Below are 8,862 nucleotides of genomic sequence, written 5' to 3' on the forward strand. Positions count from 1 at the left end.
TGTTCTAAAATTCTGCAAGTCTGCCCTTTTCTTCATCCATATAATACCATTTTCGAAAATTACCCCTTAACGACAGTGAATATGCTATCGCTTCTTCTCTGAAACGGAATTATGCAAAACACTCATTTATTTTGCGAGGGTCTTCATGTTTGACGGAGGGATTCAGCCGGTACTTTCAATTACGAAAGCTGCGCAATCATGTTTGAATTGGTTTTGAAAGGAGAGGATGGCGGTGCGGTATATGGGCGACAAAGATTTTTGGGATCATAAGTTTACGGAGCGGGACGGTCGGTTGATGGGTCCGGAAAAAATGATTCTGGAGAATAGTCCGCTTTTTCAAAAGGGAACTTTGCTGGATCTGGCCTGCGGGGACGGCAGGAATGCGCTGTATTTTCTGAAGCAGGGCTTTAAAGTAACCGGCATCGATTTCAGTCGCAAGGCGCTGGACCGTCTGAGGCGGTTTGCTGCCGAACACCACTACGCTGTGCGGACGCAGGAAGTGGACCTGTCTCATCCGGATTGTTTGAAGGAAGTGGGGATATACGACAATATCGTCGTCAATCATTACAGGCTGGGGAAGGAACACCTGGGCAGAATTCATCTCAACCTTGCAAGCGGAGGGCTGCTTTTCGTTTGCGGATTCGGCCATAAACATAAGGAGGATCCGTTCATGCGAGAGGAAGATTTAATCATGCCGTCTGATTTTGACCATATCGATCCTTCGCTCAAGCGGATCCGCTACTTGGAAGAGGAAGAGCGAAGGGGTTTTCTTGTCGCTTATTTATATCGCAAAACATCCTAGGAAGAGCATGCGAAGAAAGCCCATATGCTGCAGATTTTCGGGATAGATTTGCGACATGCCTCGAGTTGATCTCATGTCGCCGTTACTATATAAACCCGTGTTCCCTTACGTTTTTATTTCCTTAACATCTATACGGTTTGTCGCCAAGCTACATAGAATATAGCAAATCTATCAACAAAAAAAGTGGTGACGAACGTGAAGATAGAGGACTTGAAAGGCGCTTATGACGTTATCATCGGCTTGGGAAGCTGGTGGGGCCATCCATCTTTTTGGCGCGGTATCAGCTGCGGCGATTTTCCTTTCCGCTAGATTGGATGATATCGAATTCGGCCGCGGACGTAACCCGGTTGTTAAAAAATCGCTTCGAAGGTTTTATGGAGCTCGGACAACTCCGGAAGATTGACGGAACTTCGGATTTTTTGGAAGATGGCATCGCAGTGCTTCAAGAAGGCGGGACTTACCAAAGCGCCCATTATATTCTGGATACGCGTTACAACGTTTTATCCGTCCATGATTTCCCCGTCATCCCCAACCAGGATTGGACGGCAGCCTATGGTGCGTACAGCGAAAAGCTTGCCCATCGAATCCAAAGTTTTTTGCATGTGCTCGGTCACAGCCGTTCCGTTCTGTTCATCAGGTGGGGAGAAATCGGGGAGGCGGAAGCCGTGGAGCTTCATGCTGTTTTGTCCTCATTGACGCCGGGCAGCTGCAGAATTCTATTTTTGCAGACCGTGTCCGGGTTGCAGTCGATCCGGGAGATCGATTGGAAACGGGATGGGATCGGCACGCTGCAGGTCCCCCTCGAGCAGCCTTATCATGAAGCAGGATGGAGTTATGCCATGAACGGATTAACATTAACCGGATATTGGTAGCGGTTCCAACAAGTCGATATCCCCCGATAAAAATGATGCAGCAGCCGTCCGGGACTTGAAAAAACAGTCTTAGACCGCTGCTGTTTCTATCCATAGAAAGCGGAGGGTGGCGACGTACAGGGGGCTTGGATTCGCCTTAGCCCGCTCAAGCCACGGCGAAGTCGAAAATATGGGAGAATGGATGCGGTTTTTAAAGAAAATGAAAATCAAATTTCCAGCATGTATCCTGATTTCCTATGCTATAATATAAATGGTTTATTATGGTATTATAGGGAGGGAGAAGGATGGACAAGCAAAAACGTGCCTCTGGCATGCCGATCAACCAGGACAAGGGGAAAAAAATGCGAACCGCATCCGTAGCGAAGAAGGTGGTCGCAGGCACTCTCGGTTTAAGTCTGCTGCAGATGCCTTTGTTGGTGTCGGCGGCTTCCGGCGTAAGCGTTGTAGAGAAAGCAGCAGCGCCGCAAGCAACCCAAAGCAGCGGTTCCGACGCATCCAAAGGGCTCAATCCGGCCGAAGCCAAGATTACGAAAGCCCAAGCGGAGGCGCGGACAAGAACGTTGTTCCCCATTTTGAAGGAGGCGAGGCTGGACGGCATTACTTATGGGGAGCAGAATGTATTCCCGCCCAATACGAAAAAGATCTGGGTACTGAACTGGTCGATTCAAAAGGGAAACAACTCGTCGGGTTTCAGTACCGAAGTGGATGCCGTGACGGGAGACATCCTGAGTTTCTATTATCCATCCATGTGGCCAGAGGAAGATTCCAACACGGCTTATTACCCTCCGGCGGTATCCAAACAGGAAGCGGAAAAGATTGCCGAGACGTTTATCGCCAAAGCGGCTCCCTCGATCAAAGCCGGAACGATGAAGCCTTCGACCGAATACGGTTTTTCGTCTAATCAAGCATTGTTCGGTCCGGTTCGGTATAGCTTTGGGTATTCGGTGGACGTCAACGGACTTCCGGCCGATAATGAGTTCGTGAGCGTTGAAGTGGATGGAAACGGGAATATCGTCCGTTTTACCCGAAGCGCTTACCAAGGCGATTATCCATCCGCCAAAGCCGCCATCAGCAAGGAGGAAGCGGAGAAGCGCCTTGAGCAAGGCTTGTCCGTAACACTTGCTTACATATCGTCGACGCCTCTTTTTAATGCGACATCTAAACGGGAATGGAAAATCGGCTACATTCCGGACCGGACTTTGGTGCCTACGGATGCCAATTCCGGCAAGGGGATCGATACGATTTGGGGAAAAGATCTGGATAAAGCCAATCAAGCGGTTCGTTATACCGCATTAAAGCCTTCCAATAAAGCGTTCACCCCGCATAAAGGTGAACAGTTGACTGCAGACCAAGCGCTGAAGCTTGTGCAGGAAATCGCCCCCGGCTCGGAATATCAGCTCCAATCCAGCTTAGGGAACTATTGGTACGGGAACAAGCAGGTTTGGAATTTGTACTGGAACAAACGAACTCCCGGAACATACCAGGAAAGCAACAAAAGCGCAGTCGTGGATGCCGAGACGGGGCAGCTGCTCTCCTATAACGAGTTCCAATATCCCGGAAGCGAACCGGCCAAAGCCTCCGCTCCCGCCGTGACGGATGCCCAGGCTCAAACCAAGGCGATCGAGCTGGTGCTGGCCCATTATCCGAATGCCGCCGAAGACCTGAAACTGTCGGACGCTCAAACGTTGAACCCGTCCTCCTCGAAAACAGTCTATCAATTTGTGTTCCAACGTTTTTATAAGGATTTGCCCGTCTACGGAAGCACGGTAAGCGTCTCGATCGACGGCGGCGGCAGCTTGATTAGCTACAATGCGGACAATGGCCTCTCCGATGCGGATCTCAAAGCGATGGATGGGTTAAAAGCCAAAATCAGTCCGAAAGAAGCGCAGGATCGCCTGCTGAACGAACTCGGCGTGGAGCTGCGGTACATCAGCAGCGGCGGCTACTCCGTGGATAACACGTATGTAGAGCCTAAAGTTCGGCTGGCGTATGTTCCAACGTTCGATAAGAGCAGAAACCTCGGTTATATCGATGGGGTCACGGGCAAAGCGGAAGCCTTACTTCAACTGCCCGATCCGAATAAAGGATCTACTCCCGAGCTTCCAAGCGATGCGGCGAACCACCCGGCAAGCAAGGATCTGGCCACGCTGCTTGAATATCGGGTCCTGTCTCCGGCGGAAGACGGCCTGCTTCATCCCGATGCGGAGGTGACCTTGGGCGATTGGATCCAGATGATAGCTAAAGGGCTTTATCCCGATCAAGTCTATTATGGGGGCCGCATCACGCAGCCGCTTTTTGCCGATGTTCCGGCGGACAGCCCGATCGCTCAAGCGGTGCAGCTGTTCGCGGATAAAGGATGGTTTGGCGACGCGAAATCTTCCGAATTGCATCCGGAGCAAAAGTTGACCCGTGAAGCGGCAGCCTCCAGCCTGACCACGGTTCTGCATTACAACCGTTTGTCCAGGTTCTTCCAGCAGGATGCGCAGGCGTTGTCCCTCTCGGACGCAAGCGCCATCAAGGACAAAGGGGCCGTCGCGCTTATGCTGAAACTTGGCCTGATGGAGGCGCCAAGCGGGAAATTCGACCCTGCGAAGCCGGTCACGCGAGCGGAAGCGGCGACCATCCTGGTACGGCTGGCACATCTGCAAGGAAACGTGGATACGCCGCTTAACCAAAGATAACCTTCTGCCATGAAGGTCCATGAAGGTCCATGAAGGTCCATACGGAATGCTCTTAGAATCTCTCTTCGTTTTCAAACATCCACCGTCTCTATTGCAGCGGTGGATGTTTTCTTTTTCTACGGCGGCGATAGAATAAAGGAATGAAACGTATTCGAGGAATTTAGCGCATTTCCCTTGGCTTATGACTTAGAAAACATGATTTTTTTCACAAAAAATGAACTTTAGGATCCTCCGGCGTCTCTTATGTATGAAAAGGGGAGAGAACATGAAAGTTAGCCATCTTGTCAAGCAGGCCAAAAAAGGCGACAAAGAAGCATTATTGCAGCTCATCATGGCCGATCAGGACGCTTATTACCGCCTCGCGTATACCTACATGGAAAACGAGCATGATGCGATGGACGCGATGGAGGACATGATCGTCACGGTGTATGAAAAGATCGATCAATTGCAAAAAGGGGAGGCATTCTATAGCTGGAGCAAAAGCATTCTTGTCAATCGGTGCAAAACGCTGCTCCGCAAAAAGAATCGATACCTTGCATTCGGAGAAGTGGAAGAGGCATCGCATTCTGCATTGACTGACGAAAATCCCTATCGCGATACGGAGTCCGAGATGGACATGCAGGTGCTTCTATCCCATCTGAACAAACGGCAGCGGGAAGCCATCGAGCTTCGTTACGTTCACGATCTTCCCTATCAGACGATTGCGGACATGACGGGCGTACCGCTTGGAACCATCAAATCGCGAATTTCTCAAGGCATGCAAAAATTGAAAGCCATGATCGGGGGTGATCGTTATGAAAACGATCGAGAAGACATTAGAGGAGTATAAGCAGGCGGTGAATAAAGTGCAGGCGCCGCCAGGCCTGGAAGAGAGGCTTCGGAATGCGCTGGAGCGCGTTCCCGCCAAAAAAAGAAATACGAGCAAAGCATGGGCATGGGCCGTCTCCACTGCAGCAGCGATCATTCTCATGCTCGGAGTTTATGAGTATCCTGCCTTCGCTTATTACGGAAGCAAGTTGTTTAACGGCGCCGGTTTGAACTCGCTCAGCTTTGCCGAAGTGATGGAACAAGGATTCGGACAACAGGTAAACAAAAGCACCACGCTTCCGGACGGCACCGTTCTGACCATTCATGGGGTGATTGCTGACGATAACGTTTTCCGTTTGTATTACAACATCGATCTACCCGAAGGCATCGAATTTACCGACGATCGTATTGGACGGTACCATTTTGACAGCGTGAAGGGGTTCTTGACCGATTCGGCTCCGCTTAGAGGCGGCGGAAATCCCGGGAAAAGCAAAAGCCAATTCGCGGGATACGCTGAATTTGAACCGGTCAGCCCCTTCTCCCGGACATTAACCGTCACTTTTAGCGAGTGGCTGGATAATGGAAAAAAGGCATCGTACCCCATTACTTTCGATTTTGAAGCGAACAAAGCAATGAAAAGCATCGTCAAAGAGGAACTTTCGGAATCCGTTGACGTCGATCAAGGAACCATCCACTACGACTACATTACGGCATCGCCGACTTCAACCATCGTGAAGGGGCATTATGAACTCCGAGAATATCCGAGGTTTTCAGGGAAAACCAGGCTTTACGTGAATGGACTCGAAGTAAGATTAAATGAGGAAAAGGGACAGCATCCGGCGGACTTCCAACTGAATTTCGACCCGTTCCCAACCCGCAGCATTCAGTCCATTGAACTTGTGCTCGAAAATTTTGAAGGATACCATAAAATAAACGACCCGATCCCGCTTGGGGCGCCATCCGATCGCTCCATTAAAATTGGGGATGAAAAGTTCTGGATTCGAAGCGTCACGAAAACCGGCGCGGGGTATGAGATCGTCATTGCCAGAAATCAATTCACATTCCTGGACAAAGGCAGCTTATCCGTCCAAGCCGGGGGCAAAATCATTCCCGTTTCGTCGGTTTCGGCCGAACGTCAGTGGGATTTGAATAACGGCAATATTTTATGGGAGCAGACGTATTCGTTTAACACTCGGGATAAGCCTGAATTTCTGCTGACGGATGGATATCAATATATCAAGACCTACAAGAAGAAAATATCGATTCCAGTCGATAGGCAATAATAAAAAGCATGGTTTTATTTGAACGTCCATGGGTTCAGCCTTCCGGTTTTCCGGGAGGCTGTATGTTTTTTTCGCCGGTAGAACGGGGTGAAATCCGCATTTTGTTGCAAATGCAATAAAAATAGTGTAGGATGTATTCGGAAAATACGTCGATGGAGGTGCATGCATTGAAAGAAATTCTGCGTGAAATCGGAATGATCGCCCGGGCATTGGATTCGATCAGCAATATCGAATTCAAGGCATTGGATCTTACCAAAGGCCAGTACTTGTACCTTGTCCGCATATGCGAAAACCCGGGAATCATTCAGGAGAAATTGGCCGAAATGATTAAAGTAGACCGAACGACGGCGGCTCGAGCGATTCAAAAACTCGAAATGAACGGATTTATCGAAAAAAAAGACAATGAACATAACAAAAAAATAAAAAAGCTGTTTCCTACGGCCAAAGGTAGCGATGTATATCCTTTTATCATACGGGAACATGACCATTCGAACGGGGTCGCGTTAGCCGGATTTACCGAAAGCGAAGCTGAAACGCTGTTTCATCTGCTCCAAAGAGTCAGAAAAAACGTAGAAACCGACTGGGAATTCGTCAAAAAAGGAAACAAAAGAAATTATTGAATAGAGATTAGGGAGATAAATACAATGACCGCCATAACAATCAAAAAATGCTGCGTCGACGATGTACAAACCCTCCAAAACATAAGCATGGAAACATTCATCGATACGTTCAAGGATCAAAATTCGCCGGAAAATATGAAAGCTTATGTGGAAAAGGCTTTTAACTTAAAGCAACTGGAAACGGAACTCTCAAACCAAACTTCGGAATTCTATTTTATTTATGCGGACGGGGACATCGCCGGGTATTTGAAGGTAAACGCAGGCGATGCCCAATCCGAAGCCATGGGCGATGATTCGCTTGAAGTCGAGAGGATTTATGTCAGGAAGAAATTTCACAAACAGGGACTTGGCACATTTCTAATGAATAAAGCTATTGAAATTGCCACGGAACAAAATAAAGAAAAAATTTGGCTGGGCGTCTGGGAAAAGAACAAGAACGCCATTGATTTTTACAGCAAAATGGGTTTTGTTCATACGGGAGCCCACTCGTTCTATATGGGTGATGAAGAACAAACCGATTTAATCATGACCAGGACGCTGAAATGACATTTTTAGAGAAATATAAAGCCGCAAAAAAGAAACGGCAGCAGACTAGACTGAAAAGCCTTAGGCTGCCGCCGCTTCGTATATTAGTCCGAACCTCGGCATTGTGCGTCGGCTCTTCCCGCGGGGGGAATATTAACCCAAGAAAGCAATGGAACGTTTGACTTTCTTCGCAAATTCAATAGGATCGTCGATCGACTCCCAGTGAACATACATCAAACGCGGATTTTCGAACAACCAGTGATTGTGGACTGCCGTTACTTTAATCCCGTTTTTGCGAAGATTCGTCAACAATCGATTGACCTGACTTTGGAAGAGGGCCGTTTCCCCCAAGCAGAGCGCACGACCGGAGCTGTTCAGCGATTCAAACGAGAATAGTTGATAGCGGATTAATGGAGAGGTGGTACGTCTCCCTAAAATCGATGCTTTAATTCTACGGTTTCTGGAGACGAAACAAACCGGGCCTTTCGTAATTTCATGCTCCGTTCCACCTAAGATAGCCGAGAATTCGTTGCAAAGTTTTTTAAAGCGAGGACTTACTTTAACTTCCGCCATATGAAATCATCCTCTCATTTAAGGTATGAATACAGCCGATCGTTAACCCAAAAATTTAATGGATTCTTTTGTTTTTCTTGCAAATGCGACAGGATTGTCAATGGATTCCCAATGCATATACATTAAGCGAGGCTGTTCTTTGAGCCAATGGTTATGAACGGCCGTTACTTTGTTCCCGCGTTTGCGGAGATTCGACATCAAACGGTTCACCTGGCTCTGATGCACGGCGGTTTCACCCAAACAAAGCGCGCGGCCGGACTTATCGAGCGACTCGAAGGAAAACATTTGCATTTGAACCAGCGGGGAACGCGTTCTTCTACCTAAAATTTTCTCTCGTAGATTCGTCATCCGCGTAACAAAACAAACCGGACCTGCTTCGATTTCCGATTGGCCTCCCAATATTTTCGCGAATTGGCTGCAGAGCTTTTTGAATTGCGGGCTAACCTTGACTTGTTCTGCCATCACATGTCCTCCTTTAATCCATTTCTATGTATCCTATGATCGAAGAAGAGAATTGTATTGGAGCAATCTCTTATGTGATATGACCGAAAAATAGAGTTTCCACTCAATTCATCCTGAATTTCGAAAGTAACATCGTCTGAAAAACAAGAAAAGGGCTCCAATTCTTTGGTAGAATGGTGTTTGTCCAGAACATCACCTACAAAGAAAGGAGCACCTTTTAGATGAAGTCTACCACAC

At 48.2% G+C, this 8,862-nt stretch carries 10 protein-coding genes; 7 read left to right on the top strand and 3 right to left on the bottom strand.

Annotated elements, in window-relative coordinates; translation table 11 throughout:
• The first annotated feature begins 226 nt into the window (after window positions 1-226).
• From KI367_RS26115 to paiA, 7 genes are all read left to right on the top strand, one after another.
• A complete protein-coding gene (locus KI367_RS26115; RefSeq protein ID WP_212953121.1) occupies window positions 227-802 on the top strand; it encodes a class I SAM-dependent methyltransferase in 576 nt (191 codons plus the stop codon).
• Window positions 803-1,053: 251 nt separating this feature from the next.
• A complete protein-coding gene (locus KI367_RS26120) occupies window positions 1,054-1,674 on the top strand; it encodes a DUF1796 family putative cysteine peptidase (protein ID WP_246537331.1) in 621 nt (206 codons plus the stop codon).
• Between the two features lie 284 nt (window positions 1,675-1,958).
• Window positions 1,959-4,355: a YcdB/YcdC domain-containing protein gene (locus KI367_RS26125; RefSeq protein WP_212953124.1), complete on the top strand. Its 2,397-nt coding sequence runs from the start codon at window positions 1,959-1,961 to the stop codon at window positions 4,353-4,355.
• Between the two features lie 265 nt (window positions 4,356-4,620).
• On the top strand, window positions 4,621-5,184 hold the full coding sequence (locus KI367_RS26130; protein ID WP_212953127.1) for an RNA polymerase sigma factor: 564 nt from the start codon (window positions 4,621-4,623) through the stop codon (window positions 5,182-5,184).
• Window positions 5,150-6,445, top strand: coding sequence for a DUF4179 domain-containing protein (locus KI367_RS26135; protein WP_212953130.1), 1,296 nt, complete (start codon window positions 5,150-5,152; stop codon window positions 6,443-6,445). The genes KI367_RS26130 and KI367_RS26135 overlap by 35 nt, the downstream gene beginning before the upstream one ends.
• A gap of 167 nt (window positions 6,446-6,612) precedes the next feature.
• Window positions 6,613-7,065 carry a MarR family winged helix-turn-helix transcriptional regulator gene (locus tag KI367_RS26140; protein WP_212953133.1) on the top strand — a complete coding sequence of 151 codons (453 nt, stop codon included), beginning with the start codon at window positions 6,613-6,615 and terminating at the stop codon, window positions 7,063-7,065.
• Between the two features lie 24 nt (window positions 7,066-7,089).
• Entirely contained in the window at window positions 7,090-7,611 is a 522-nt protein-coding gene (gene paiA, locus KI367_RS26145; RefSeq protein ID WP_212953136.1) for a spermidine/spermine N(1)-acetyltransferase, read from the top strand.
• 132 nt (window positions 7,612-7,743) lie between these two features.
• On the opposite strand, the gene KI367_RS26150 is transcribed toward paiA, so the two are convergent.
• From KI367_RS26150 to KI367_RS26160, 3 genes are all read right to left on the bottom strand, one after another.
• Window positions 7,744-8,163, bottom strand: a complete 420-nt coding sequence (locus KI367_RS26150) for a DUF1259 domain-containing protein (RefSeq protein ID WP_036713310.1) — start codon at window positions 8,161-8,163, stop codon at window positions 7,744-7,746.
• A gap of 42 nt (window positions 8,164-8,205) precedes the next feature.
• Window positions 8,206-8,625, bottom strand: coding sequence for a DUF1259 domain-containing protein (locus KI367_RS26155; protein WP_212953139.1), 420 nt, complete (start codon window positions 8,623-8,625; stop codon window positions 8,206-8,208).
• Window positions 8,625-8,862: hypothetical protein (locus KI367_RS26160; RefSeq protein WP_212953141.1), on the bottom strand; the 238-nt coding region annotated here is incomplete at its 5' end. The genes KI367_RS26160 and KI367_RS26155, both read right to left, overlap by 1 nt.

Origin of the sequence: Paenibacillus cookii (assembly GCF_018333375.1) — a bacterium.
In the GTDB taxonomy this organism is placed as follows: domain Bacteria; phylum Bacillota; class Bacilli; order Paenibacillales; family Paenibacillaceae; genus Paenibacillus_AQ; species Paenibacillus_AQ cookii.

Coding starts and splice junctions, on each gene's coding strand:
- KI367_RS26115 (WP_212953121.1), top strand. CDS start 227: ATGGCGGTGCGGTATATGGGCGACAAAGATTTTTGGGATCATAAGTTT.
- KI367_RS26130 (WP_212953127.1), top strand. CDS start 4,621: ATGAAAGTTAGCCATCTTGTCAAGCAGGCCAAAAAAGGCGACAAAGAA.
- KI367_RS26155 (WP_212953139.1), bottom strand. CDS start 8,625: ATGGCAGAACAAGTCAAGGTTAGCCCGCAATTCAAAAAGCTCTGCAGC.
- KI367_RS26125 (WP_212953124.1), top strand. CDS start 1,959: ATGGACAAGCAAAAACGTGCCTCTGGCATGCCGATCAACCAGGACAAG.
- KI367_RS26150 (WP_036713310.1), bottom strand. CDS start 8,163: ATGGCGGAAGTTAAAGTAAGTCCTCGCTTTAAAAAACTTTGCAACGAA.
- paiA (WP_212953136.1), top strand. CDS start 7,090: ATGACCGCCATAACAATCAAAAAATGCTGCGTCGACGATGTACAAACC.
- KI367_RS26135 (WP_212953130.1), top strand. CDS start 5,150: ATGAAAACGATCGAGAAGACATTAGAGGAGTATAAGCAGGCGGTGAAT.